General features: G+C 58.6%; 21 protein-coding genes. 9 read left to right on the forward strand and 12 right to left on the reverse strand.

The genetic code is table 11. From position 1 onward, the window contains the following. Window positions 1-19 precede the first annotated feature (19 nt). From ACWNMW_RS04810 to ACWNMW_RS04830, 5 genes are read right to left on the reverse strand one after another with little or no spacing between them, the layout of a single operon-like run. Window positions 20-268: an LLM class flavin-dependent oxidoreductase gene (locus ACWNMW_RS04810; RefSeq protein WP_081940746.1), complete on the reverse strand. Its 249-nt coding sequence runs from the start codon at window positions 266-268 to the stop codon at window positions 20-22. Window positions 269-271: 3 nt separating this feature from the next. Next, on the reverse strand, window positions 272-1,204 hold the full coding sequence (gene trxB / locus ACWNMW_RS04815) for a thioredoxin-disulfide reductase (RefSeq protein WP_449490208.1): 933 nt from the start codon (window positions 1,202-1,204) through the stop codon (window positions 272-274). A gap of 26 nt (window positions 1,205-1,230) precedes the next feature. Continuing rightward, entirely contained in the window at window positions 1,231-4,212 is a 2,982-nt protein-coding gene (locus ACWNMW_RS04820) for a lipid II flippase MurJ (protein ID WP_449490209.1), read from the reverse strand. Further along, the gene (locus tag ACWNMW_RS04825) at window positions 4,209-6,695 is read right to left on the reverse strand and encodes a DUF6049 family protein (protein ID WP_449490210.1); all 2,487 of its coding nucleotides are present in this window, start codon (window positions 6,693-6,695) and stop codon (window positions 4,209-4,211) included. Before ACWNMW_RS04825 ends, ACWNMW_RS04820 begins: the two co-directional genes overlap by 4 nt. Next, window positions 6,692-7,231 (reverse strand): NUDIX hydrolase, encoded by a 540-nt coding sequence (locus tag ACWNMW_RS04830; RefSeq protein WP_234305223.1) that lies wholly within the window; start codon window positions 7,229-7,231, stop codon window positions 6,692-6,694. Before ACWNMW_RS04830 ends, ACWNMW_RS04825 begins: the two co-directional genes overlap by 4 nt. Window positions 7,232-7,500: 269 nt before the next feature. On the opposite strand from ACWNMW_RS04830, the gene ACWNMW_RS04835 reads away from it, so the two are divergent. Then, on the forward strand, window positions 7,501-9,015 hold the full coding sequence (locus ACWNMW_RS04835; RefSeq protein ID WP_034501171.1) for a CCA tRNA nucleotidyltransferase: 1,515 nt from the start codon (window positions 7,501-7,503) through the stop codon (window positions 9,013-9,015). 84 nt (window positions 9,016-9,099) lie between these two features. Then, entirely contained in the window at window positions 9,100-11,502 is a 2,403-nt protein-coding gene (locus ACWNMW_RS04840) for a transglycosylase domain-containing protein (RefSeq protein ID WP_449490211.1), read from the forward strand. A 151-nt stretch (window positions 11,503-11,653) separates the two neighbouring features. Here ACWNMW_RS04840 and rplI read toward each other — a convergent pair whose 3' ends face one another. The 5 genes from rplI to ACWNMW_RS04865 all read right to left on the reverse strand — a co-directional run bounded on the left by rplI (window position 11,654) and on the right by ACWNMW_RS04865 (window position 15,130). Further along, on the reverse strand, window positions 11,654-12,112 hold the full coding sequence (gene rplI / locus ACWNMW_RS04845) for a 50S ribosomal protein L9 (protein WP_034500986.1): 459 nt from the start codon (window positions 12,110-12,112) through the stop codon (window positions 11,654-11,656). Between the two features lie 21 nt (window positions 12,113-12,133). Beyond that, window positions 12,134-12,376, reverse strand: a complete 243-nt coding sequence (gene rpsR / locus ACWNMW_RS04850; RefSeq protein WP_034500985.1) for a 30S ribosomal protein S18 — start codon at window positions 12,374-12,376, stop codon at window positions 12,134-12,136. An 88-nt stretch (window positions 12,377-12,464) separates the two neighbouring features. Then, window positions 12,465-13,028 (reverse strand): single-stranded DNA-binding protein, encoded by a 564-nt coding sequence (locus tag ACWNMW_RS04855; protein WP_034500982.1) that lies wholly within the window; start codon window positions 13,026-13,028, stop codon window positions 12,465-12,467. Between the two features lie 49 nt (window positions 13,029-13,077). Further along, window positions 13,078-13,368 (reverse strand): 30S ribosomal protein S6, encoded by a 291-nt coding sequence (gene rpsF / locus ACWNMW_RS04860; protein WP_026066645.1) that lies wholly within the window; start codon window positions 13,366-13,368, stop codon window positions 13,078-13,080. A 199-nt stretch (window positions 13,369-13,567) separates the two neighbouring features. After that, window positions 13,568-15,130 carry an MATE family efflux transporter gene (locus ACWNMW_RS04865; RefSeq protein ID WP_449490212.1) on the reverse strand — a complete coding sequence of 521 codons (1,563 nt, stop codon included), beginning with the start codon at window positions 15,128-15,130 and terminating at the stop codon, window positions 13,568-13,570. 335 nt (window positions 15,131-15,465) lie between these two features. Here ACWNMW_RS04865 and dnaB point away from each other — a divergent pair, with 335 nt between their 5' ends. Continuing rightward, complete coding sequence (gene dnaB / locus ACWNMW_RS04870) at window positions 15,466-16,809, forward strand: replicative DNA helicase (protein WP_449490213.1); 1,344 nt, start codon at window positions 15,466-15,468, stop codon at window positions 16,807-16,809. After that, window positions 16,809-17,387, forward strand: a complete 579-nt coding sequence (locus tag ACWNMW_RS04875) for a variant leucine-rich repeat-containing protein (RefSeq protein WP_449490214.1) — start codon at window positions 16,809-16,811, stop codon at window positions 17,385-17,387. The genes dnaB and ACWNMW_RS04875 overlap by 1 nt, the downstream gene beginning before the upstream one ends. Here ACWNMW_RS04875 and rarD read toward each other — a convergent pair. Further along, the gene (gene rarD, locus ACWNMW_RS04880; RefSeq protein ID WP_449490215.1) at window positions 17,362-18,303 is read right to left on the reverse strand and encodes an EamA family transporter RarD; all 942 of its coding nucleotides are present in this window, start codon (window positions 18,301-18,303) and stop codon (window positions 17,362-17,364) included. The two genes, ACWNMW_RS04875 and rarD, sit on opposite strands and share 26 nt — an antisense overlap. A gap of 75 nt (window positions 18,304-18,378) precedes the next feature. On the opposite strand from rarD, the gene ACWNMW_RS04885 reads away from it, so the two are divergent. Next, complete coding sequence (locus ACWNMW_RS04885; protein ID WP_449490216.1) at window positions 18,379-18,873, forward strand: GNAT family N-acetyltransferase; 495 nt, start codon at window positions 18,379-18,381, stop codon at window positions 18,871-18,873. A gap of 158 nt (window positions 18,874-19,031) precedes the next feature. On the opposite strand, the gene ACWNMW_RS04890 is transcribed toward ACWNMW_RS04885, so the two are convergent. Then, on the reverse strand, window positions 19,032-19,652 hold the full coding sequence (locus ACWNMW_RS04890) for a GNAT family N-acetyltransferase (RefSeq protein ID WP_449490217.1): 621 nt from the start codon (window positions 19,650-19,652) through the stop codon (window positions 19,032-19,034). A 106-nt stretch (window positions 19,653-19,758) separates the two neighbouring features. On the opposite strand from ACWNMW_RS04890, the gene ACWNMW_RS04895 reads away from it, so the two are divergent. The 4 genes from ACWNMW_RS04895 to ACWNMW_RS04910 are packed head-to-tail and all read left to right on the forward strand — an operon-like array spanning window position 19,759 to window position 23,496. Beyond that, on the forward strand, window positions 19,759-20,748 hold the full coding sequence (locus tag ACWNMW_RS04895) for an ABC transporter ATP-binding protein (protein WP_449490218.1): 990 nt from the start codon (window positions 19,759-19,761) through the stop codon (window positions 20,746-20,748). Between the two features lie 57 nt (window positions 20,749-20,805). Next, window positions 20,806-21,606, forward strand: a complete 801-nt coding sequence (locus ACWNMW_RS04900; protein WP_449490219.1) for an ABC transporter permease — start codon at window positions 20,806-20,808, stop codon at window positions 21,604-21,606. Between the two features lie 55 nt (window positions 21,607-21,661). Beyond that, window positions 21,662-22,816: a sensor histidine kinase gene (locus tag ACWNMW_RS04905; protein ID WP_449490220.1), complete on the forward strand. Its 1,155-nt coding sequence runs from the start codon at window positions 21,662-21,664 to the stop codon at window positions 22,814-22,816. Window positions 22,817-22,866: 50 nt separating this feature from the next. Then, window positions 22,867-23,496 (forward strand): response regulator transcription factor, encoded by a 630-nt coding sequence (locus tag ACWNMW_RS04910; protein ID WP_449490221.1) that lies wholly within the window; start codon window positions 22,867-22,869, stop codon window positions 23,494-23,496. Window position 23,497 lies beyond the last annotated feature (1 nt).

The raw sequence follows: 23,497 nt of genomic DNA on the forward strand, positions 1-23,497 counted from the left end.
GTCATGACTCAGACATGTGCTAGCGCATATCGATAATGCCGGTACCCACTTCAATATGTGCCGTCCGTGCTGTAACCGCAGAAAGAAGCGGTATAGGGGAAGCCCCCTGAGGCGCAAAGTGATGAACCCTGAAGTAGGCTCCATTCACTCCAAGATCATCAGCGGCAACAGATAACTCGATTGCCTGATGAAGGGCATCGCGCCCGCTCAGTCCGCGCCTTCCGTCCCGTGCGTAGTGTCCAAAGCTCAGGAAACCGAAGGCCTTCAATACTTACACCTGAGATTCGAGCCAGTGCTGCGCGTCAAGAGCAGCACGGCAACCGGAACCCGCAGCGGTAATCGCCTGACGATAGGTATGGTCAACGGCATCACCGCAGGCGAAAACACCCGGGAGGTTGGTCGCGGTCCCCGGATCGTTGACCACGATGTAGCCCGCCTCGTCCAGCGCCACCTGATCGGTGATCAGCGAGGTGCGGGGAAGGTGACCAATCGCAACAAAAACACCTTCGGCTTCGAGGACGCTCTCGGAACCATCAACGGTGTTGCGCAGGCGCACACCCGTCACCGAAGAATCCCCAAGGACTTCCTCGACAACGGAATTCCACACGAACTCGATCTTCGGGTTAGCCGCAGCACGATCAGCCATTGCCTTCGAGGCACGCAGCTGGTCACGACGGTGAACAACCGACACCTTCGAGGCAAACTTCGTCAGGAAGGTGGCCTCTTCCATGGCGGAATCTCCACCACCGACAACGATCAGGTGCTTGTCACGGAAGAAGAAACCATCGCAGGTCGCGCAGTAGGAAACACCACGACCAGAGAACTCTTGTTCACCGGGCACATCCATGTGGCGGTATTCGGAGCCGGTCGCCAGAATCACCGTGCGCGCCTGAAGGGTCTCATCCTCAAGAGTGATCGTCTTGATATCGCCCTCAAGAGAAAGCGCATAGGCATCCTCGTAGCGCACTTCCGCGCCGAACTTTTCAGCCTGCTGACGCATCTGGTCCATGAGGTCCGGGCCCATGATTCCCTCGGGGAAACCCGGGAAGTTCTCAACCTCGGTCGTATTCATCAGAGCACCACCGGCTGCAAGCGCACCGGCAACAACGACGGGCTTAAAACCCGCACGAGCAGTGTAAATAGCCGCCGTGTACCCCGCGGGGCCAGAACCGACAATAACGACGTCATGGATGTTTTCAGACATGGTGTCTCCTATGGGCAGGTTGCGGGTTACTTCACTGACAGCTCGCTGATCCACGCCCATGCGCGACCATCTTGCGAGGTTGGCATCTTTCGGAAGGTAATGCTGATGGCATCGGTTTCCACGGGATGTGCCAGTTTGATGTCCGTTGTGGGAGAGAACGTCGTGGTTGCGATTTCTGTTCCCGCACGAGGTGAATTGGGATCTACAGCACGAACAACGCCTTCGCCGCCGCTCGTCGAGGGATCCATCGTCAAGGTGATTTCAGAAACTGTTGACTTCTTCTCGAACTTCACGAGCACGGTGACCGCGGTGTCGTCTAGGAACTGGTTGTAATCGAAGTAGCGCGAGTGCCAGCTGGTCTTTGCGTCTCCATCGATCATATTGACGGCCATTTCTTCGTGGTCGCCCTTGTCATCCTTCCACGACAGCACGGACACGCTGGAAATGACAGGTGTCACGGTTGTCGTCTGTGAAGGATTGTCGGAAGGCTGAGCCGATGCGGAAGCCGAAGGCGAGGCGCTCTTCGCCTGGTTCACGATGTCGTCAACACCAGAGTGCTTGACCGGGCTGAGTACGGTTGCACCCGCCCAAATGGTTGCGAGAACCGTCAGCACTGCGGCAAAGATAATCGTCGGGCGCGTGGGATCAATTCCGCGCTCCGCGCCTTCACCTCCCGAGGCCGGCGATCCCTGTGCGCGGCCACCTTCGCCTCGGCCGCCGCCGTTTCCGCCACCGGTACCACCGCTGTGCCCGCTACCTGCGAAGGAAGCACCAGCGTGACCGACGCGCGCGGCAGCCGTCGCCGCCACGCCCTCGGCAGCAGCAGCGCCGCCCACAACAGCACCCTGAGCAAAACCCTTGGGATGCGGTGCGGGGATACGAGAAGGAGAAGGAGTAGAAGGAGACTTTGCGGCGGAAGTTTCCGCCGCGGCCTCGGCAGCTGCAGCACCCAAGGGAATACCAGCAGGCGCGGTCGCATCGAGGTCGTAGACGCGCGCTGTAGCAGGGAGGGTGGGAACAATGGGAAGCTCAGGCTTGGCCTGGCTCATCTCGACGCGGCCTCGGGAAGCGTGGTTCTCCTGGGGAAGCGTGGGCTGCGAGGCAGGAACTTCCGGCGCGGGAGTCTGCGGCAGGGGAGCCGACTCATGCGGCGCATCGGGATTGACGATCTCATCGAAAGCAGGCACGGAGAGGTCGACGGAGAGCGGAACCCAGCGAGGCATACCTTCGGCAGGGGTGCGGTGATCCTCAGCGGACATGACTTCCTCCTTGCGTGATGCTGCCAGCCTATTATGAATGCTTTCGGGACGTTGCGCCGACGGCGCGGCCGAAAGGAGCGCACACAGTGCTGCGGGGAGACGCAGACGAGTGAGCAGAGGACGAATACTGGTTGCAGATTCTTGCGGGTTGATGAAGCGCATCGCAAGCATGTAGATCACGGTGACGACGATTGCGACGACCCCGAACTTCACGCCAGATACCAGCCAGCGCACCAGTTTCGAAGAAATCGTCGTGTAGATTCCCATGAGCCACAGCACGCCAAAACCGACGACTCCAGCCACAACCGCGCAGCAGACGTAGGTTAGGTAGGAGCGCACAATGAGCGAAGAATTGACGAAGCGATTGCGATTGCCAACCCAACGCATCGCAATCAAACCCTGAACGATGCGGCACACTGTTTCGCCAAGAGCCGCGCCGATCACCCACCAGCGCACGCCCGTCGCAAAGTAGATCGACCACCCGACGATGATCTGCAAAATGGTGGGGACAATGCCCATGAGGAACACGGGTTTTGCGTCCTCGTAGGCGAAGAAGACGCGCTGGCTCATCAGCACGATTCCAGTCGAGGCCACGCCGGGCATGAGGGAAACCAGGATCAGCGCGTAGGAAGAGATCAGTTCGGGCCGGGTCGTATTGGTGACGACCAGCTGCATCATCGGGGCAGCGCCCGCCATGAAAATCGCGGCAGCAAGAACCGTCAGGGAGGTAATGAGGCGAATACCCGTGTGGTAGTGCTCGGCAACTTCCTCGTCGTTATCTTCGGCGACCGCGTAGTTCAATCGAGTAAAGATTGCGGTCGCAAGAGAAACGGTAATGACCGACTGCGGGAGCATGAAAATCAAAAACGCAGCCGAATATCCGGCCAGACCCGCGATGGGCTGGGGGTTCTGGTTGAGGTAGTTATCCGCAATCGAGGCGATGGCGTTCGTTGAGAGAACACCGACCTGGGACACGCCCAAGGTCGCAAATGTCCAGCCTGCAACCTTTGAGGCCGAGCCGAAAGAAGTCCCACGGAAGTGGAAGTCAGGTTTGAATGAGATTCCCGCTCGTCTCATGGGGATAAACAAAACAAGTGCCTGGCACACGACGCCCAGGGTCGTTGTCACCGACAAGAGCCAGAATTGCGGGGAGGTGAAGTCCGTGATGGCGAAGTCTTCGTGGGAACCCCACAGAACCAAGAAAGCGGTCAGACCTGCGATCGCAATGACGTTATTGAGCACCGGCGCCCACATATAGGGGCCGAAAACTCCACGGGCATTGAGGAGCTCACCGAGCAGGTTATAGAGCCCGTAGAAAAAGATCTGCGGCAAACACAAGAAGGCGAAGGAAACCGCAAGGGAGCGAATCTCCATACTGTAGCCCGGCGCCATGATGATGATGAGAAGTGGCGCAAGAAGGGTCGAAACAAAAGCCACCACGAAGAGGATCGTTCCGGCCAGTGTGATGAGGCGGTTGATGTAAACCTGGCCCTCATCTCTCTTGAGTGCGCGAACAATCTGCGGAACCAAGACAGCGTCGAAAACGCCGGAGGCAAGGAGATTGAAGATCGTGTTGGGCAGGGTGTTTGCTGTCTGGAATGCAGCCGAGACCGCACCGCCGGCCGAACCCAGCGCCGCCAATAGCATTGCGGTCTTGATGAAGCCAAGGACTCGGGAAACCATTGTTCCCGAGGCCATCAATACGCTGGCCCGTAAAAGCGAACCGTTGCGAGCTTGGCTTTCACTCATTCCTGATCCTCTTCATGTGAGTCGGATGTAGTCGGCTTGGCCGGGGGACGCCCGGCTTTCACGAATGCTCCGGTGGACAGTGGAACGTTGACCGTCCCTTTTTCAACGCCACCAACGCCGGGCAGGTGCGAGGACTCCTCAGTGGTCGAGGCATTGAAGCGACGCCGAACCGTGCGGATAATTCCGCCAACGAAGGCAAGCCCGACAAGAACCGCCATGACGACTGTTGCTGCATCTTCCCATCCGGCGCGCATGCGGACTAGAACCTTTTGCGAATCATCAAGGATGGTTCCGCTGGGTGTCGATACCTTGTAGGTCACGCGTATATCTCCCGAACCGATGGCGGTCACGGGTACTTCAACCGTTGAGGAAGAATTCGCTGGAATCGTGGCCGTCGAGGTACTGGTGACACGCAATCTGGGATCGCCCGGGAGCAAAGTGACCTCGACATTGACCGGCCACGGCAAAGAATTGCGCACGCGAACGGGGAAATTAGCGCTCTTATTAATGAGGTTGACCGCGTTTGAGGACTCAACTGATACGGAAGAACTAAAAGTATTGAGCGACTGAATGCTGCTCACGATCGTCTCGGATCGCTGATCCCCAAGGTCTGCCCGAAGTGCGCTCGAAACGGTTGTATCCACCCTCAGGCGAGCTGCATCAACATTTTCTGTTGCTCCCGCCAAGGGAAGAGTAGCCGCATAAGCGCCGCCTAACGCGCTCATCTCTGAACGAAGGGAGTCGCTAAAAGGCGAATCTTGGACGGCCGTACGCTCGATGTCTGTTGCCTCGGAGTTCATCAGGTCACTGAAGGAAATCCCCTCAACCCAGCGGTTATCGAGGATTGCTCGCACGCGCTCAAGTCGGTTCTCATCCAGTGAGGAAGAACGTTGAAGCGGGACGAAAAGTGTCCGCGACAAGCTTGGGCGTTCGCGGGTGATCATTGCGGTCATGGCCGTGAGGAACTGCTGGGTATCGAGTTCGTCATCAAGGCTTTGGGCATCCCAGGAAAGCAGGTCCGTCATGGGTGAGAGGGAACTGAGAGCCGTGTAGCTTTCACCTGAGTGATCATCATTATTGGTGATGGTCTGGCCATCGGCTGAGAGCTGAACCTTCGCCATAGAGGTGAAGTTTTGTTCGCTTTCGGGCGCAAGTTCGCCGGGTGGAGCAATGAAGGTTGAGCCAAGCTGCCCGTTCAAGGACTGCTTTCCCCAGCTTCCCGAGGTCGTCCATGACACGTTATCAATGAGCTTGGGTGCTGCAGTGCTGCTCTGCGTCGGGCTTGCCTCAGTGCTTGGCGAGGGGCTTGGACTTTGCGAGGCCTCACTTGGGCTGGCAGAGGGGCTTGCGCTGGCAGAAGCCGAGGCGCTTGCCGAGGAACGGGAGGAAGAGGGAAGAAGAGCCTGCGTCTTGGCAAGAGTCGTAGGAACCTGTGCCCGCGAGTCAACAAGATACTTCATGATCGTGTCGTTATCGAGAGTCGTCGCAAGCGTCAGGTCCGCATCGTTACTGGGTAGAGCCACGAGCTCACGTGTGCGCTCAAAGAAGGTCTGGAGGAAAGCAGCACGCGTATTGCGATCAGCGGTGATCTCGGCCTCGGAACGCGGGGTGGCGGAAGAGGAAGGAGATGGCGAGGCGCTGGTTGCGGAAGCGGAAGCAGTGGCCTCGGAAGAAGAAGCAGAAGGCGTTGGTGAAGAAGACGAGGCGCTGGAGCTTGCGCGATCTTCAGGGACGGTGAGCTCGTCGACCAGAGTTTGCGAGTCGGTCGCGAAAGTTACTCCCGACATGGATGCCGCAGACAGGATCGAATAGGAATCACTGGTCACGCGTGGAGTTGAGGACGTCCAGGGCAAGAGAACATTGACGCGCGTGTGTTCAAGGGAGTATGCCGAATCCCAGATCAGAATGGAGCGGTCACTTCCCCGGTTTTCATCACCTTCAACGACGACCGTGATACCTCGTGGCCCCCACTCAAAGTCCGAAGTGAAGGGGAGGTCTTCAAAAGGAATCGTCATATGGAAGGTCTGTTCGGCGCCTGGCTGGATCGTTGCTTCCAAGGTTCCCGCATGCACGCGCCGACCCTGATAGGACTTCCCCGTCAAATAAGCCGAGAGGTCCGAAGCAGTCAGCGGCGAATAAGTCTGAACATAGGCATCCAAAGACGGATTCTGGATGGGCTTATCTGTCAGATTGCGAACAACGCCCGAGACCTGCACATTGTTTTGAGCAGTGATCACTCGCGGTTCGAGGCGGTTAATCCGAACGTCCACTCCCAAGGCCTGGGGTGCCTCACCCAAAACCTCCGGTCGCGCGCTGGCCTGGGGTGCAAGAGCGGCGGGTAAGGCCGAGGCAGCGGAGGCCTCGTGAGTGCTTCCGGTGGGAAGTGAGGCAAGGGTGGCCGCGCTCGCGGGTTGAAGTGAAAGAAGCAGGGCGCCGAGGGGCACAAGAGTCAGTGCAATTCGAGTGGCTCGCAGTCGCGTCATGATGCATCCCGGTAAAGCAAGTCCAAAGCGATCCCGACAATGCGCCTCTCGTTGGGATAAGCCAAGTCATGCGAGAGCTCACGCAAGGGGACCCAGGCGGCGTCCTCGGCCTCGTGATCCGGATCCCCCTCAACGGTGATGGACCCGGAAATGTAACCCATCAGGTAGTGGTGGACAACCTTGTGGATCCGCCGATCTGCGCCGGAAAACCAATAATCGATCGAGGCGAGGTGGCGGATGATGCGCCCGTGAATACCGGTTTCTTCAGCGACTTCGCGAAGAGCGGCTTCTTCGGGAGACTCCAAGCCTTCAAGATGCCCCTTGGGGAGGCACCACTCAATCTTCCCCGATCGATTCCGTCTGGCGATGATTGCTGCATAGGGCTGGCCATTGCGAACATCAACAACGATGCCCCCGGCAGAAGTTTCAGAGGAAACGGGAAGGAAATGCGGGGCCGAATTCGCTGTACGCAACGAAGGATGACGACGCGGAGGCTGAGGCACTCCGGGTCGTAACGCTTCAGAAGGTACAGTCATAGTTCCACTTTAAGCGGGATTACCCCTCCGGGTCAGGTCGCACCATCGGTCGAGTGGGAATTACCGCACTTTTTACAGCCTGTGCTATGGCTGCGAGTGACCTTATTCCCGTGTCAACCATGAATGAAGCCGTGATGCGAGCAAGCCAAAGAAGCCCAAAACATGGCATGCTGGAGGGGATGAGTACACAACTGTCGCGAACAATGGGTCAAGCCCGCTCTCACGCACCCCGCCCCTCTGGTTTAGGCGAGGGTGATTTGGGCCTACTCATGGCCCAGGCGAAAGAGGCTTTCTCCCGTATTCCCAAGGAAATCCTCGAACTGGGCGAGATCTTCACCCAGGCCGGCGAGGAAATCAGCTTGGTCGGAGGACCGGTTCGCGATGCTTTTTTGGGGCTGACCCCTCACGATTTTGACTGCACGACCTCTGCTCGCCCAGAGAAAACCGAAGAGCTTCTTGCTCAGTGGGGAAACTCAACCTGGGACATCGGCCGCGAGTTCGGCACCATCGGTGGTAGGCGTGGCAATTTTGTCGTCGAGGTGACGACCTATCGCACTGATTCCTACGAAGTGGGATCGCGAAAGCCCGAGGTCGAATACGGCGACACTTTGGAAGGTGACCTCACTCGCCGCGACTTCACCGTCAACGCTATGGCGATGCGCCTGCCGCAATTGGCGCTCGTTGACCCCCATGACGGCCTCTCTGATCTGGCCGTTGGTCGTCTTCGCACCCCGGTTAGCGCACTGCAATCCTTTGATGATGACCCGCTGCGCATCATGCGAGCCGCACGCTTTAGCGCCCAGCTTGGCATTGACGTGGATGAGGACGTCATGGACGCCATGGAATCTATGGCGGGGCGCTTGGAAATTGTTTCGGCAGAGCGTATTCGCGCTGAACTCGAGCGACTGATTATTTCCCCGTGGCCCAGGCGAGGCCTTGAGCTCATGGTCCACACGGGCGTTGCTGACATTGTTCTTCCTGAATTGTCAGCCCTCGTGTCAACAGTTGATGAGCACAATAGGCACAAGGACGTCTATCAGCACACGCTCACCGTCTTGGATCAGGCGATCGACCTGGAGACCGACGCGGATGGCCCGGTTCCCGAGCCGGACTTTATCTTGCGTTTTGCTGCCCTCATGCACGACGTCGGTAAGCCGGCTACGCGGTGCTTCGAATCTAATGGCACGGTCTCTTTCCACCATCATGAATTGGTGGGTGCGAAGATGACGCGCAAGCGCATGAAGGCCCTGCGTTTCGATAAGGCCACGACCGATGCCGTCTCTGACTTGGTTGCTCTTCACTTGCGTTTCCACGGTTATGGCGATGCGAAGTGGAGCGATTCGGCGGTTCGTCGCTACGTGGCGGACGCGGGAGAACTTCTCGAGCGCCTTCACCGATTGACCCGAGCGGACTGCACGACTCGCAACAAGCGTAAGGCCGCATTCTTGTCTGCCGCCTATGACGATCTGGAAGAGCGTATTGCCGCGTTGCGCGCGCAAGAAGAACTTGACGCGATCCGCCCCGATCTTGATGGGGATCAGATCATGGAGATTCTGGGGATCCGCCCCTCTAAGGCCGTGAAGATGGCGCGTGACTACCTCCTTGACCTGCGCATGGAAAATGGGCCCATGGGTGAAGAGGCCGCGCGCGAGGCCCTGCTTGCGTGGTGGGCATCCGATGAGGTGCGAGAAGTTGCCGAAGAGTATCAGGCTCAGCAGGCTCGCTGGGAAGAAATGTCCGCGCAGAAGAGGGCTCGTAAACGTCGCGCTGCCAGCGAAAACTAAGCCGATCCGGAGCTACCTTTAGGCAATTGCCTGCCTTTCTGCGTAGGCTAGTCACGATGAACCTATGCTGAAAGGCTGGATTTCGTGGCACCTTCACAAGCAAACGACGATCAGGGACGTCGCGCCCTTCCCTCGCGAGCCGAGGCAACTCGACGTCGACTTGCGCAGCAGGCCCGTCGTGAAGGCGAGGGAACCATCCCCCAGACACCTGCTTCTTCTGCACCTAAGCGCACTTCAGCGGTTGCACGAGTTTCTCGCGGCTCCTCGAGTGGGGCAGCAGCCAGCTCAAGTGGAAGTCGGCGCGCAAGCACTCGCGCGGCCTCGTCAGGGAGTACCTCACGCACGGGGTCGACGCGTCCGGCATCACGTACAGCAGCGTCCGGCAAGGGCGGCGGAAAGAAGAAGGGTCCGGCCAAGGGGAAGAAGAAGCGCAGCCTCGCAGCACGGATTGCACGAGGAGCCTTCTACACCTTCCTCGGCCTCATTATTGCCGGCTTTGGTACCTTCCTCATTGCCTATGCCTCGTTGAAGATTCCGCAGGCGGATCAGGTTGCTCTTGCACAGACGACGACTGTTTACTACGCCGATGGCACCACCGAAATGGGCCGGATGTCGCAGGTGAATAGGAAGATCATCGATTCCAGCACCTTGCCCGACTATGTCTCACATGCCGTGGTTGCCTCGGAGGATCGCACCTTCTACACGAACTCCGGTGTCGACCTCAAAGGTATCGGTCGCGCGCTGGTCAACAACATTAGGGGTGGGGCGCGCCAGGGTGCGTCGACCCTGACCCAGCAGTATGTTGAGCGCTACTACGTCGGTGAAACGACCGGTTATGTGGGTAAAGCCAAGGAAGCGATCCTTGCTCTCAAGATCAATCGTGAGCAGACCAAGGACGAGATCATTGGCAACTACCTCAACACCATTTACTTTGGTCGCGGTGCCTACGGGATCGAAGCCGCATCTCAGGCGTACTTCGGTCACGAAGCAAAGGATCTCACCCTTTCCGAGGCCGCAATGATCGCTGGGATCATCCCCGCTCCTTCCGCGTGGGATCCGGCAGTCGATGAAGAGAAAGCACGCTCGCGTTGGCAGCGCGTCATCAACCTGATGGTTGAGGATGGTTGGATTTCGCAGGCAGACGCTAACGCCGCTGAGTTCCCAAAGACTATCGATCCCGATACCTTGGGTGGTCCGACGATGGAAGGCCCGACCGGCTATCTCATGGAGCAGGTCCGGACTGAACTCGCGGCAGAAGGCTTCACGGCAGACCAGCTGGCGACCGGCGGATACCGCATTATTTCCACGATTGATAAGGACAAGCAGGATCAGGCCGTTGCCGCTGCAGAGTACATGTACACGGTGCGCGGATGGAATGAAGATTCCATGCACGTGGCTTTGACGTCATTGGATCCCGCTACCGGCGAAATCGTCGCAGAGTACGGCGGCAAGGATTACCTCACGCGCCAGCAAAATGCGGCAACACAGGACATCATGGCTGCCGGTTCAACCTTCAAGCCTTTCGCCCTGGTTGCTCACGCCGAGCAGGGGGGCTCGATCTACGACGTTTACGATGGCTCCTCGCCCAAGACCTTCAGCGGAATGTCACGTGCGGTGAGCAACGATTCTGGTGTGTCTTGGGGCCGTCAGAACCTGGTGAACGCAACGAAGAACTCGATCAACACTGTTTTCGTTGGACTCAACCAGGAAGTTGGCCCCGCAACAACGAAGAAGGTTGCTATCGACCTGGGAATCCCCGAGGATACGAGCGGTTTGGATGATTCGCTGCTCAACGTCTTGGGTTTTGCGGCTCCTCACAACATTGACCTTGCGCACGCCTATTCGACGATCGCTTCGGGTGGAAAGCGAACCACTCCGCATATTGTCCGCGAGGTTCAAAACTCTGATGGCTCCAAGGTCTTTAAGACAAACGTTGACCCGGAACAGATTTTCGATACCAAGACCATGTCTACCGTGCTTCCCGCGCTTGAAGCAGTGACCGCTTCGGGCGGTACTGCCGAGGCCGCGGCCGCACTTAAGCAGGACACCGGCGGTAAGACCGGTACCTCTGAAGATCAGAAGACCGCGCAGTTCGTCGGTTTTACTCCTGAACTGGTCACTGCAGTGAGCATGTACCAGCTCGATGAGAACGGCAATCCCGTTTCTTTGACGAATATCGGTGGGCTTGGCCAATTCCACGGTGGTGACTGGCCGGTGACCGTGTGGATGCGCTACATGAAGCAGGCGACCGCGAACCAGACGAAGCTCCACTTCGATTGGTACACCCGCCAGTCAGCTACTCCTGTAGCCCCCGCACCCCAGGTTTCAACGACCCCCACTCCAAGCGAAGAGACGCCGACACCGACCCCCGAGGCGAGCGAGTCGACTCCCGGATCTGAGGTACAGCCGACCCAGACTCCGACCGCTCAAAATACGGGTGCTGCGGGCTCCGAGGGCGGCGGTCCGAGTCGGGCAGAAGGCAGGTAGCTTCGGAGGCTCCATCGGCGCGGACACGTCCTCGAGCGTCGAATGGAGCACTGCTCAGGCAGCTGCCTGGCACCCGTGAAAAAGAAAGACAAAAAGGCCGGGGCCTCCCGAAAGGGAGTGCCCCGGCCCTCTTTATGGTCTTGTCAGACGCTCACTTGACAGCCAGCACGCGGACCTTGAGGTTCGCGGTGACTTCGGAGTGAAGGTTGACCGTCACGGTGTGGTCACCGGTGGTCTTGATCGGGTCAGCGATGATCACGCGACGACGATCGATGGTCTGGCCCAGCTGTTCCTTCACGGCTTCTGCAATCTGAGAAGCAGAGACGGAACCGAAGAGGCGTCCATGTGCGCCGACCTTGCTGTTCACGGTCACAACCGCGGCCTGCAGGGCATCGCGCACGATGCGAGCATCGTCGATGGACGCGATCTCACGACGGCGGCGAGCAGCAGCCATCTGATCGATCTGAACCTGTGCGCCCTTGGTCCACTTGGTGGCGAAGCCACGGGGGATCAGGTAGTTACGAGCGTATCCAGACTTGACCTCGACGACATCGCCGGCGGATCCGAGACGATCCACATCGTGGGTGAGGATGAGCTTGGTAGTTGCCATTTTTCAGTCCTTCCCTTCGAATCAGCGGCCGGTAGAGGTGTAGGGCAGCAGAGCCATTTCGCGTGCGTTCTTGACGGCGCGAGCAATGCGACGCTGCTCCTGGACGGAGACACCGGTGACGCGGCGAGCGCGGATCTTGCCACGGTCCGAAATGAACTTACGCAGCAGAGCGGTGTCCTTGTAATCGATCGATTCGATCTTGGCCGACTTCAGCGGGTTGGCCTTCTTCTTAATGGGCTTATTGCGAAGTTGAGGCTTCGCCATGATGTTCTCCTTGATGATCTGAGCGAGTGAACGCTCCCAAGCATGTGTTCAGCACGTGTGCGCACCGGTTACTGGCGCGCGGTGCTATTTAGAAGGGCGGATCCTCGGCGAAAGAGGTCGCAACACCGGAATCGGATGTGCGCCACGGATCGTCTTGTGAACCGCCGGCAGGTGCGCCGTAGCTGGCCTGGCTCTGCGAGTAACCACCTTGGTTTCCATAGCCCTGCTGCTGTCCGTAGCCGCCACCCTGGGAGTAGCCTCCCTGGGGTGCGCCTGCCGAGGCCTGGCCGCCCGTGCGGGTGACCTGTGCCTTTGCGCGACGCAGTGAGGGGCCGACTTCTTCGACCTGAAGTTCAACGACGGTACGGCGTTCGCCCTCGCGGGTTTCGAAAGAGCGCTGCACGAGGCGACCGGTGACAATGACGCGCATTCCCTTTCGCAGGGATTCGCCGACATTTTCAGCCATTTCGCGCCAGACGGAGCAGCGCATGAACAGGGTTTCCCCGTCCTTCCATTCGCCGCTTTGGCGGTCGAAGGAACGCGGGGTGGATGCCACCGTGAAGTCGGCGACGGGTGCTCCGCTCTGCGTCCAACGCAGTTCCGGATCATTGGTCAAATTGCCAATGATCGTGATGACGGTTTCTCCAGCCATTGGATCTCCTTGGTGGGCTGTGTGAGGTGATTGCTCAGGTGAGCGAAGGTCAGTGGGCGTCCGGACGCAGGAGCTTCGTGCGCAGGATGGACTCGTTCAGAGTCATCAAGCGGTTGATTTCCAGCGCAATTTCGGGGGTGGTCGTCATGTTGATGACAACGTAGATACCCTCGGAACGCTTGAGAATGTCGTAGGCAAGACGACGCTTGCCCCAGATGTCGACCTTTTCGACGGAGCCGCCGTTAGCGGTGACCTGCTCGAGGTACTTCTCCATCTGCGGGGCGACGGTGCGCTCGTCGATCGAAGGATCGAGGATCACCATCAGTTCGTATTCACGCACGTTGATACCCACCTCCTGTGGTCTTCGCGGTCACGGTATTTCCGTGACAGGAGGGTCATGCGTTGCAATCACCGGAGTTCCACCGGCTTTTGCACACGGACACATGGGTGTCCGCGAGACTGAGTTCCATCCCGGGTGGGTGGAAACAGTCCAGCGTCCAAGTCTAGCGTTTTTTCAGCTTCCTGTCACGAGCGGTGAATCACACTGCGGCCTGCGATGGAGCGAGCGAATCATCCCGCGGAATGAGCGCATTTCGCGGCGAAAACCACGTGATCCACGAGTTTGTGATCGCTCGGGTCACCATGTACAAACCGGTCACCAAACCAATGAGTACCGCCACCGCCGCGGTCTCACTCAGGCAGGGCCGAAGAAGCGTAAATCCCCACAGCGCGGGAAGCAGGATCGCGAGGTTGAGAAATGCAGCTTTAGCCAAAGATACGCCGCGTCCTGCACCGATCAAGACACCGTCGAGCAGGAATGCGTGTGATTGCGCGGGGAAAAAGACCGCATTGACGATGACCGCGGGGATCGCCATGTGGCGGACGACGGCCTCGGAAACGAAGAAGGAAGGGATCCACGGGGAAAGGGAAGCGGTGAGCGCGCCGATGATGACGCCCGCTCCGATTCCCCACCACGAGAGCGTGCGAAGCAGGGTGCGCAGTTGCGAGCGATCCCCCGAACCGATGGCGAATCCGACCAGAGTTTGCGAGGCGATAGCAAGGGAGTCGAGAAGGAAGAGCGGGATTTGCCAGGCCGACATGACGACTTGGTAGGCCGCGAGGCCGTTGACGCTGATCGCCGTCGCGCTCCAGATCGAGGTGAGGAAGGCCAGACGAACTGCGACCGAGCGTGCCAAGAGAGGGCCGCCGACGCGCGCAGATTGGCGGATTCCTGTCAGTGATGGACGTAAAGAAACACCCTTGGCTCGCGCCGGTCGGGCGAGGATTGACACCAAGCTGATCGCCATGATTGTAGAGACGATCGAGGTTCCAATACCGCTACCGACGATCCCCAGATTGATCCCGTAGATGAGGAAAGCATTGAGGCCAACGTTGAGGAGGGCACCGACTCCTGCGGCGATGAGCGGGGTGGTCGTGTCCTTCATTCCGCGCAAAACTCCGGTGGCCGCCATGGTGATCAGCGATGCCGCAAGCCCCGGAAGGGACGCGTGCAGGAATGACGAGGCGTAGGGCATGATTTCCTCGGCGGCTCCCAGTGCGCGCAAGAGGGGAGTGCCGATGAGTGCGAGAACTCCTGCGAGTGTGATGCCGATGATGGCGGCCAGCCACATGGCGTGGACGCCGAGCTCGCGGGCGCGTCGCTCGTTTCCGGCTCCCATTGCCTGGGCGGTTTCGGCAGTGGTCGAGTAGGCCAAAAAGATCGACATGCCGTAGACCGTGTTGATCACGATCATGGCAAGTGACATGCCGGCAATTTTTTCGGCGCCGAGGTGACCAACCATTGCGGAGTCGATCGTGAGGAAAAGTGGCTGCGCAATTGTTGCGCCCAGGGTGGGGATTGCGAGGGAGAGGATTTGGCGTGTCAGGCTGGGCTTTTTGCTGCGAGTTTGTGCGGATTCATCGCGCTTAACTGGGGAAGTGCTGGAAATATCCTCGGATGCGTCAGTGAGTGTCGGTTTATCCACGGAAGTGGATTCATCTGTGGATAAAGCCTGTTCAGAGTACTCTTGTGCAGTTGATGCAGCCTGGTTGTGGATTGCGAGTTGTGACTCAGGTAAACCTTCAATCTGCGATTGAGACATGTCTTTTCGCTGATCGGCGCTATCCACTGATTGTCCCTCCACTTTTTATCCACAGACTGTGTACACATCTGTGGAAAGATCATACTCGGAAAATGGCGGCTTTCTGAGGAAAGCCCAAACTGAAGGCAAGCTGAGAATAGGCTTGTGAAAGACACTTCATCCACAGGTCATGTGGAAGACACGCGGTGCTATCCACAGAGTATCCACAATCCGTCCACATTCGTGTTGAACTTGAGAGTGGCAGTGGCGCTCGCTTGGCAGTAGGCTCGCGTGTACGCGCTTTGCGTTTAACCCCCATCCACATGCGCACTATCCGCCTGAGGAGAGCTTCACACATGGCATCGGAAGACTTCGATCGCACCCCACCCCAAGACATCGATGCAGAGATGTCCGTCTTGGGCTCCATGATGCTCTCCAAAGAAGCAATCACCGATGTCAGCGAAGAAATTCGTGGAAGTGACTACTACAAGCCTGCCCACGAAATCATTCACAACACGATCATCGACCTCATGGGCCGGGGCGAACCCGCGGACGCGGTGACAGTCGTTGGTGAACTCCAAAGGCAAGGCGATCTGTCCAGGGTCGGCGGGGCCTCGTACATCCACAGCCTGATCGCATCGGTTCCTACCGCAGCAAACGCGGGCTACTACGCGCGAATCGTGAAAGAGCGCGCGATCTTGCGTCGCCTCGTCACTGCGGGCACGCGAGTCGTCCAACTCGGTTACGCGGACGCCGGTGGCGATGTCGATGAAATCGTCGACAAAGCCCAGGCGGAGATCTTCGCCGTCGCAGAACGCCAAGCGCAAACCGACTACGTGTCGATGGCCGAGATGTCCGAAAACATCCTCACCGAGCTTGAAAAGATCGAACTCAACCAGGGGAAAGTCGCCGGCGTTCCCACCGGATTCGTCGACCTCGACCGCTACACCGGGGGCTTGCGCGGCGGCCAGATGATCATCGTTGCGGCGCGTCCTGCCATGGGTAAGTCCACGCTGGCACTTGACTTTTGTCGCTCCGCCTCCATCAAGCACGACATCACATCGGTCATCTTCTCGTTGGAAATGTCCCAAAACGACATCGCCATGCGTATGCTCTCCGCCGAGTCCTCGGTCTTCATGAGCAAGATGATGAAGGGCGAGATGACCGAACGCGATTGGCGCAAGGTTTCGGAAACGACGGGGAAGATCTCCGAAGCCCCGATCTTCGTCGACGATTCAGCGAATGTCACCATGACCGAGATTCGCTCGAAATGCTACAGACTCAAGCAACAGCACAATCTGGGCCTGGTCGTCGTGGACTACCTCCAGCTCATGACAACGGGTAAGCAGGTCGAATCACGTCAGCAGGAAGTTTCTGTCCTGTCGCGAAACCTCAAACTTTTGGCCAAAGACCTCGACGTCCCGGTCATCGCTGTCGCACAGCTGAACCGCGGTCCCGAAGCGCGAACCGATAAGAAGCCGATGATGAGCGACCTGCGTGAATCGGGCTCACTCGAGCAAGACGCGGACATCATCATCCTCTTGCACCGGCCCGAATACTACAATCCTGAGGATCGTCCGGGCGAAGCCGACATTATCTTGGCGAAGCACCGTAACGGTGAGACCGGAACAATTCGCGTCCTCTTCCAAGGACACATGGCGCGCTTTGCGAACTTCACCTCTCGCGAGGAACCCGCCTAATGTACGACCTCAATTCGATCACCCCCGCCCAAGCTCAAGACCCCACGATGCCGCCCGAACTCATGGCGCAACTCGCGGCCGAGCGCCCTGACCTTCGTCGGCATCTGCTGAAAAACCCCAGCCTGTATCCACAGTTGCGCCAGTGGATCCTTGACTCTTCCGGGGGAACGCTCGAACCGCAGATTCAGTACACCTCGAACATGCCGATTGGCCCGAGCGCTTCCGAGATGGGGATGCCCCAAGCCGCAGGGACACCGATCATCGATTACGGCGTCCAGGCAGCGCCAAGCGCCCCGCAGCCACTTCAGCCGCCTCAGTCTGAACCTGTCCAAGCCACAGCGTCGCAGTACGCTCCAACGGCGATCCCCACCACGGCCTCGTCAGGTGAAGCCGTGGATTGGAGCTGGCGGGAAACGGCGAATAGCGGTCCACTCAGCGACCTCGAGGCCTTCGCAAACGGAACGCGCTCGCGAAAGCCACGCGGGGAAAAGAGCGTGCGAAACCGCGTGATCGCGGGGATCGTGGTGGCGGTTATCGTCGCACTGGGCCTCGTTATTGCCTGGCGCGTCGCATTCTGATCACGCCGTCGACACTGAGCAGCGCAAGGGCGACCCAGACAATTCCGGTCGCGATCCAGCGCGTCGGCTCCATGTACTCGTGGAAGATGCACACGCCAATGACCAGCTGGATACTCGGGGAAATGTACTGAAGGAAACCCAAGAGACCCAGCGGGAGTCCCTGCGATGCCTTGGCGAATGTGATGAGCGGAATGACGGTTAGGATTCCCGCTCCGATGAGCATTGCCAGGTGAAGCTGCCAGGACATCGCACCATCGCCGGCGCGCTGAAGGGTGTGGAATGACGTCGATTGGTGGGCAACAAGGTAGGCGTAATAAATCCCTAAAATCGGGATGACGACCGCGGTTTCAATGGCCATTCCATCGAGGGGAGCAACCTTGAGTGCGACCTTCTTTTTCACCAGTGAGTACAGACCGAAGGATGCGGGAAGTGCGAACGAAATCCACGGGAGCCGGCCAAGCCCCACGATGATGACAATCACCGCAAGAACGCCCAGGCCAAGAGCAACGCCTTGGAGGCGCGAGATTCTCTCGTGGAGAACGACCATCCCCAGGGCGACCGTGAAGAGGGGATTGATGTAATAGCCGAGCGCGGCATCGGTCGTGTGGCCAATGAGGATTGCGTAAATATAGGTCGTCCAGTTGATGACAACCAAGAAACCTGCGGCGGCGAGTGGCGCCATGAGCGCGGGGGTTCGGATCACGCGCCACATTCTGGGAAGGGAGCGAGTCAGTGCCAGTGCAATTAAGCAGGCGATGAAGGCCCACAGCGCTCGGTGAACGATGATTTCCAGCGAGCCAGCCGGTTCAAGAAGGTGGAAGTACAGCGGGAAAAATCCCCACATGACGTGAGTGCCGATACCTAAAGCAAGGTATTTTCCGAAGTGCTCGTTTCGTGTGGGATGTTCGCTGGCCATAGGTGCAGCGTAACGGTTTGGATGAAGGGGTGCCCGGTGGCGAAGGGGAGTTCGGGCGTGAGCTACCCTGATGGCATGTTCATACGCCCTGCCACTTCCGAGGATCTGGATTTCATCGAGTCTGCTTTTGATCACGCTCGCGAATTCATGCGGGCGAACGGTAATCCGACGCAGTGGCCCAGTGATTACCCCAACCGTAGTGACGCGCTCAGGGACATTGAAAGAGGCGAATGCTTCCTTGTTTGTGATGAACAGGGGCCTTTGGCAGTGTTTAGTTTCGCTCGCGGGCCGGAAGAGGAGTATTCCCAGATTGATGGGGCTTGGCACTTCGACGATGAATATGGCGTGATCCATCGCCTTGCCAGCGTCCGAGGCCGTGGGGTCACTCGCGTGGTCATGGATTTTTGCGTGGGGCGAGTTCCATATTTGCGCTGTGATACGCACCTTGATAATGCGCCGATGCGTCGAGCGCTGGAGGCTTATGGCTTTGAGCCGTGCGGGATGATTGCGGTACGAGGCCAGTGCCCGCGAATCGCTTACGATGGTTTGTTTTCTCAAATATCGAAATAGTGTCGAGTAATTACTTGCTGAATCAGCGTTCTTCGTTAGGCTGAGGTTGACCTCAACGACGGCGAGGAGGTGTGGTGGTGTCTGATTCGCGGGTGTTGATTCCCAACGACCACCGCGACCTACCAGACCCTGCCGCGTAGCCGCGGCCTCGGCCTCGGCTATTCCCTCATGCCGACGTGGATGGTGGGGATGAAGACCGGCATGGTCAATGACGATAGGAGTTCCTCAAGGGCTCCACACAATACGCCTAAATCCTTGTAGCGCTGCGCTGTCGCACCTTCGTCGGGGAGCTGCGCGGGTAGGTAGAGCAAGATCTCGTAGTTCTCGCCCTCATAATTCGTAAACAAGCCGGTCTCATCGAAGCCATTGCGCTGATAGAAAGCCAGTCGCCTCTCGCGTTGGTGAAAATTCTCGGCATCGCGAAGCATCGGTTCAATTTCCAGGGCAATCGCGTGTTCGGGGTAGTGCTCTTTGAGTTGGGACAGGATGCGCGAACCATACCCCTTGGAACGTGCGGAACGGTCCGTTGCCAGGAAGATGACAAAGAGTAAATCCTCCGAGTGAATCGTGAGGGTAATCCCGCAAAAACTCGACTCTTGAGCGGGATTAAAGTAAGCCAGAAAATCAATGGAACGACGCAGTGCGAAGGTGTTGAGTACCCATTCAGGCACGAGTTCAGAAGAGGGGAAAGCCTCGGTGAGTAGCGCGCGAACTTGAGGATAGAAGTGTGAAAAACGGCGGACGGGGAGAGTAATTAAATGGGAATCGCAAGAACTCACCCCTTAATAGTAGAAGAAGCCTCATAAAGATCTCATGACAAGTGTCATGTGAAACTTCGTTCAAACGCCACTGTTGCCCTTTGTGCCTCGACGGTTGACTAGAGGCATGAACACAAACACGGATCACTCCACCACACCGGCGATCTTCGCCGAAGGCCTCGTCAAAACCTACGGGCAGGTTCAGGCCCTCAAAGGAATCAACATGCGCGTCGATTCCGGCGAAATCGTCGCATTCTTGGGCCGTAACGGCGCAGGAAAGAGCACGGCGATCGACATCATCTTGGGCCTGCAAGAGGCCAATGGCGGCACGGTCGAAGTTTTCGGCATGAGCGCCAAGGAAGCAATTCGCCGCCGCCTCGTGGGAGTCGTGCTGCAAACCGGCGCACTGCCCAATGACTACACCGTCGCAGAACTCCTCAAGCTCTTCGCCCGCGTCTACAAGCGCGAAGAATCCATCGACCCCATCGTTGACGAGACCTACCTCCGACACCTCCTCGCGCGCAAGATTCGCAAGCTCTCCGGCGGCGAGCAGCAACGCGTCCGCCTCGCACTTGCCCTCCTGCCCGACCCCGAACTCATCATCCTCGACGAGCCGACCGCCGGCATGGACGCAAGCATGCGCAAGGAATTCTGGGAACTCATGAGCGCCCAGGCCTCGAAAGGCAAGACGATCCTCTTCGCCACCCACTACCTGGCCGAGGCGCAGGACTACGCCGAGCGCACCATCATCGTCAACGCCGGCGAAATCACCGCCGACGCCCCTACCGAGGAAATCCGCCGCGCCCACTCGACAACGCGCCTTGCCTTCTCTGTTCCCCGCGCGCGCCTAGGTGAGGTTCGCGCTTCCTTGGCTGCTCGCGCCGAAGAATTGGGAACGACGTGGGAGCTCAGCGAAATTGCCGAGGCCAAGGTCCGCCAATCCGATACCGAAAGTTCCGCGGGGGAGAGCGACGCCGATGAACAGTGGGCGCGCGTAGAGTTCCGCACGACCTTCTCCGATGAGGCAGCGCGCTTCGTCATTGGCCTTGAGAATGCTCGCGAGTTCGAGGTCGTTTTCTCCAGCCTCGAGGACGTTTTCTCGGAGCTCACCCAGTAAAGCCAGCCCGAGCCTCGCAGATTTCCCCACAGCTTTTTACGTATATAAGGATTCAAAATGACAACGCACACTCACGCAGAAACCAACCCCTGGAGCAAGCGCACCGCAGTGAGCTCATGGGAAGGAATCGGGATGCTCACCTGGAAGGCCTTCCTCAAACTGGTGGCAAACCCGGCCATGTTCGGTTTCGCACTGATCCTGCCGATCTTCCTCTACATGATGTTCGGCGCCGGACAGGAATACTCGAAAGAGTGGGCCGTCAACGCCAATGTCGGTGCAACTGTCCTGGTCTCCATGACCCTCTACGGCGTGATGATCGCCGGGGCATCAGCAGCAACGGTCGTCGCCCTAGAGCGCACGTCCGGAACATCTCGCCTCTTCGCGCTTACTCCCGTGAGCTCCGGAGCCTTCATCTTCTCTCGTCTGGTCGCAGCAATCTCCATGAGCGCCGTCGTCATTGCTGTCACCTACGGCGTGGGGTATGCGACTGGAGCGCGCATGACTCCCGCAGCCTGGATCCAAAGCGCCCTGATTGTCCTGGCTGCGGCCATGATGTCAGCAACGCTGGGTCTGGCACTGGGATTCCTCCTGCGTTCGGATACCTCCTTCGCAGTGATCAACGGCGTTGTCGTCTTGGGCGCATTCCTTGCGGGAATGTTCATCCCGATCGACTCCATGGGGACTTTCTTCAAGAGCATCGCCCCGGGAAGCCCCTTCTACGGGATTTTCTACCTCTCGCAACTACCCCTATACGGTTTCGATTCCTTTAAGTGGACCTGGGTAATTTCTGCAGCGGCCTGGTTCATTCCCTTTGTCGTGCTTGCAGTTTGGGCGCAGCACAGGGACACTGATCGCTGACAGCATGAACGTGCCACACGAAGAATTCCAGGAAATAGCCGGGAGAGGGAAGAGCATGGACACCACCACAGCCAAAGCATCGTGGACGCAGCGCCACCCGCGCTTGTCCGCAGTGCTGTGGGCACTTCCCTACCTGGCTTTCTTGGCATTCCCACTGGTCATGGTTCCGAGTGTCGAATCTCCCGGCATGACGGTACTGATCCTGGCCCTCACTCTTGCAGTCGCAGTCGCCGATATCGCGATCTACGTCGTGAACCCAACCCCCGAATGGGGAGCACACATCAAGAAGAAGATGTGGATTTCGCACGGGATCTTGCTGGCTTTGGTGGTTGCGCTGGGGCTAGTTCTGGTCGCAGCCGGCGCATCGCGAGTGACCTCGGCCCTTTTCATCACCTACTCAATTGCGGGCTGGAACCTTCAAGCACCTCGGAATTACGTGCTCCCCGGCCTAGTGGCGCTCGTCGGCTGGGAAGTGATCGCCATCTTGCTGCCCATTGGCAGCATTGACGCACTGGCCTTGAGCTACGCGATCATCGCCCTGCTCATGGTTTTGGGCTTAACCCTGGCCGTGCGTCGCAGTTTCGACAACCGCCACTCAGAGGAACAACGCCAACGCCAAGCAATCAGTCTGGTCCGCGAGCGCGAACGCCTGCGTTTCGCCGGAGATCTACACGATATCCTCGGGCACTCGCTGACCGTCATCACCATGAAGAACGAACTTGCCCAGCGCCTGCTTTCCGTTGGAAAGATTGACGAGGCCGGTGAACAGATTGCGCAGACCCTGGAGTTGTCCCGCCAGGCGAAGGAGGACCTGCGGGGGATCATTGCGGCCTCGCGCAGTTTGTCCCCGGAAGAAGAAGTGAATTCGGCTCGCGAACTCTGCGAGCAAGCGGGGATTGAGTTCACCGCCGATATTCGAGGCGACATCCCACCCGGCCCTCGAGCTTCCCTTGCCGCTCATATCATCCGTGAGGGAACGGCCAACGCCATTACCCACGCCCACCCCAAGAGCATCCACGTACGCCTGACTCCCGCTGAGGTCCTCGTACGAAACGATGGATACTCGCAGAAGTACTCCTTGGCCTCGCGAGGCGGGGGAACGGGACTTCAGGGACTGCGCGAGCGCGCGGCCTCGGAAGGGGAAGTGACTTGGGGCAGTGAAGGCAGCACCTGGGAGCTGCGCTTGGCTTTTAAGGGCGAGGCGCTCTGAGCTGCGTGTACGATTGACGGGTCAAGTACTCGCGCTTCGAAGGAAACCGCATGATTCACGTGATTGTGGCCGATGATCAGGCCTTGATTCGTGGTGCCTTGAGCGCGCTTATTGATTTGGAAGACGATATGCACGTCGTCGCTCAGGCGGGTAATGGGCACGAGGCCTTGGCTGCAGTCGAAGCCCACACGAGCGCGCATCCAGGTAGCGAGGTCCCGCTGGTCGTGATCATGGACGTCGAAATGCCCGTCATGGATGGGATCAGTACTGCCACTGCACTGAAAGAACGAGGATCGGCCGCGCGCGTACTCATGGTGACAACCTTCGGGCGCCCCGGCTACGTCCAGCGCGCACTCGATGCCGGCGCATTGGGCTTTGTCGTCAAGGACGCTCCCGCTGCTCAACTGCTTGACGCCATTCGTCGAACTTCACAGGGGCTTCGCGTCGTTGACCCCGCGCTCGCGGTCGATGCGCTCACGAAAGGCCAAAGCCCGCTCAGCGCCCGCGAAGTTGAGGTACTGCGCGCTTTCGAAAGCGGCGGGACCGTGGAGGACGTGGCCTCGGAGCTCATGCTGTCGGCGGGGACGGTGCGCAACTACGTGAGCTCGGCGATGGATAAGACCCACGCGCACACGCGCGCCGAAGCGCTCAAGGTCGCGACTGAGAATGGGTGGTTGTAAA

It is taken from the genome of Actinomyces sp. Marseille-QA0893 (genome assembly GCF_976954355.1).

What these genes read in the sequence shown, in the direction of transcription:
- trxB (WP_449490208.1), bottom strand. Translation starts at nt 1,204, where the DNA reads ATGTCTGAAAACATCCATGACGTCGTTATTGTCGGTTCTGGCCCCGCG.
- ACWNMW_RS04820 (WP_449490209.1), bottom strand. Translation starts at nt 4,212, where the DNA reads ATGAGTGAAAGCCAAGCTCGCAACGGTTCGCTTTTACGGGCCAGCGTA.
- ACWNMW_RS04825 (WP_449490210.1), bottom strand. Translation starts at nt 6,695, where the DNA reads ATGACGCGACTGCGAGCCACTCGAATTGCACTGACTCTTGTGCCCCTC.
- ACWNMW_RS04830 (WP_234305223.1), bottom strand. Translation starts at nt 7,231, where the DNA reads ATGACTGTACCTTCTGAAGCGTTACGACCCGGAGTGCCTCAGCCTCCG.
- ACWNMW_RS04835 (WP_034501171.1), top strand. Translation starts at nt 7,501, where the DNA reads ATGGCCCAGGCGAAAGAGGCTTTCTCCCGTATTCCCAAGGAAATCCTC.
- rplI (WP_034500986.1), bottom strand. Translation starts at nt 12,112, where the DNA reads ATGGCAACTACCAAGCTCATCCTCACCCACGATGTGGATCGTCTCGGA.
- rpsR (WP_034500985.1), bottom strand. Translation starts at nt 12,376, where the DNA reads ATGGCGAAGCCTCAACTTCGCAATAAGCCCATTAAGAAGAAGGCCAAC.
- ACWNMW_RS04855 (WP_034500982.1), bottom strand. Translation starts at nt 13,028, where the DNA reads ATGGCTGGAGAAACCGTCATCACGATCATTGGCAATTTGACCAATGAT.
- ACWNMW_RS04865 (WP_449490212.1), bottom strand. Translation starts at nt 15,130, where the DNA reads ATGTCTCAATCGCAGATTGAAGGTTTACCTGAGTCACAACTCGCAATC.
- dnaB (WP_449490213.1), top strand. Translation starts at nt 15,466, where the DNA reads ATGGCATCGGAAGACTTCGATCGCACCCCACCCCAAGACATCGATGCA.
- ACWNMW_RS04875 (WP_449490214.1), top strand. Translation starts at nt 16,809, where the DNA reads ATGTACGACCTCAATTCGATCACCCCCGCCCAAGCTCAAGACCCCACG.
- rarD (WP_449490215.1), bottom strand. Translation starts at nt 18,303, where the DNA reads ATGGCCAGCGAACATCCCACACGAAACGAGCACTTCGGAAAATACCTT.
- ACWNMW_RS04885 (WP_449490216.1), top strand. Translation starts at nt 18,379, where the DNA reads ATGTTCATACGCCCTGCCACTTCCGAGGATCTGGATTTCATCGAGTCT.
- ACWNMW_RS04895 (WP_449490218.1), top strand. Translation starts at nt 19,759, where the DNA reads ATGAACACAAACACGGATCACTCCACCACACCGGCGATCTTCGCCGAA.
- ACWNMW_RS04900 (WP_449490219.1), top strand. Translation starts at nt 20,806, where the DNA reads ATGACAACGCACACTCACGCAGAAACCAACCCCTGGAGCAAGCGCACC.
- ACWNMW_RS04905 (WP_449490220.1), top strand. Translation starts at nt 21,662, where the DNA reads ATGGACACCACCACAGCCAAAGCATCGTGGACGCAGCGCCACCCGCGC.
- ACWNMW_RS04910 (WP_449490221.1), top strand. Translation starts at nt 22,867, where the DNA reads ATGATTCACGTGATTGTGGCCGATGATCAGGCCTTGATTCGTGGTGCC.